Raw genomic sequence first — 1,752 nt, forward strand, 5'->3', positions numbered from 1 at the left:
GGTCCGCCAGGTACCACCGGGCGCCGAACTCCGCGGCCACGGCCAGCCCCAGCACCAGGAGCAGCAGCACGAGCAGGGAGCAGCCGCAGCCGCCTCGCCGGCGGTCGCGCCGTCCTCGTCGGTCGATCGGGTCTCGTCGTCGCATCCACGTATCGTGCCGGACCGTCGGGCCGGGGGCCACCGGCGGTCCGGTTGCGGGCCTGGGGGGTCCGGCCCCACGATCAGGCTATGACCGAGACCCAGGACGCACGCACTGACACCAGAACCGTCGTATTCCTCGTGGCCGGCGAGGGGATCGAACGGGTCGAGCTGACCGAGCCGTGGGGGGCCGTGACCGAAGCCGGTCACACGGCGCTCCTGGTCAGCACATCCGACGGCGAGGTCGACCTGGTCGACCACCTCACCCCGGCCGGCACCCAGGCGGTCGACCGGACGAGCGCCGACGTGACCGCCGCCGACGTCGACGTCCTGGTCCTGCCGGGCGGCGTCGCCAACCCGGACGCTCTGCGCCAGGACCAGCACGCTCTGACCCTCGTCCGCGAGATGGTCGAGGCGGGTAAGCCCGTCCTGGCCATCTGTCACGCGCCATGGGTCCTGATCGAGGCCGACGTCGTCCGCAGGCGCCGCGTCACCTCCTACCCGAGCCTGCGCACGGACCTGGTCAACGCCGGAGCCGAGTGGGTGGACGAGGAGCTGGTCAGCTCGGACGGCGTGTTCACCAGCCGCAACCCGGACGACCTCCCCGCCTTCTGCGACGCACTACTCGGCGCGATCCGCGGAGCGGAATAAGCCGACGGACCGAGGGAGGGTTTCGATGATCGGCGTCTACGTCCACCACCGGGGGCGCGGTCATCTCCACCGGGCCATTCCGGTGATGGGCGCCCTGCGGGAACGGGGACTGGACGTCACGATGCTCATCTCGGGCCAGTTCGACGACGCGCTCCTCCCCCCGGGAACCCGCGTCGTCCACCTCCCGTCCGGCATCGATGACGAGGAGGACGCCGAGGAGCTCACCCTCTCCGCCCGCCGCGCCGCCGTCGCGTGGATGGACCACGCACGACCCCGCGCCTTCTGGGTCGATTCGTCTCCCGCCATGTCGCTGGCCGCGCGGATGACCGGCATCCCGATGGTCAGCACCCTGCCGCCCGGGGTGAGGGAGGACGAGCCCCACCTGCTGCGGGTTCGTGCTGCGGAGCGGTTGATCGGGGCGTGGCCACCGGGGGCGCATCAGGCGACCCTGCGGCGGACGGAGAACCCCGTCGCGGAGATCGGCGGAGTGTCCCGCTTCGAGCGGCGCGTCCGCGAGACACGGCATCGTCGTCGTCCCCGTGTCGTCCATCTCAACGGCTCCGGCTCCGGCGGCGACCACCGCTTCTGGAGGGCGGTCCGATCGACGGCGCGCGAGCTCGGAGTGGCCGACTGGCTCGAGGTGGGCGGCCCGGACGGCGAATGGCACGCGGACCCCTGGCCGGAACTGTGTTCGGCCGACGTGGTGGTCACCGGAGGGGGCCAGTCGTCTGTTGCCGACGCCGCCTGCGCTGACGTGCCGCTCGTGGTGGTCCCGGGCCGGCGGCCGTACGGGGAGCAGGACGCCACCGCGGGGGCGTTGGACTCGATCCCGGCGGTGAGCGTGTTGCGCTACGGGGACGGGCCGACCGCCGTCGGGCACGCCGTCCGCCGACAACTGGAGAGGGCACGGGACGGGGAGACCGGAGGTATCCGCGCGTGGTGGGGCGTCGACGGTGCGGCGGA

2 protein-coding genes are annotated in these 1,752 nt (G+C 72.9%); both read left to right on the forward strand.

Annotated elements, in window-relative coordinates; all coding sequences use genetic code 11:
* Window positions 1-228: 228 nt before the first annotated feature.
* Window positions 229-789, forward strand: coding sequence for a type 1 glutamine amidotransferase domain-containing protein (locus G6018_RS15005; protein ID WP_182640052.1), 561 nt, complete (start codon window positions 229-231; stop codon window positions 787-789).
* 25 nt (window positions 790-814) lie between these two features.
* Window positions 815-1,752: hypothetical protein (locus G6018_RS15010; protein WP_182617647.1), on the forward strand; the 938-nt coding region annotated here is incomplete at its 3' end.

Source organism: Dietzia sp. DQ11-44 (genome assembly GCF_014145205.1).
Taxonomy (GTDB): domain Bacteria; phylum Actinomycetota; class Actinomycetes; order Mycobacteriales; family Mycobacteriaceae; genus Dietzia; species Dietzia natronolimnaea.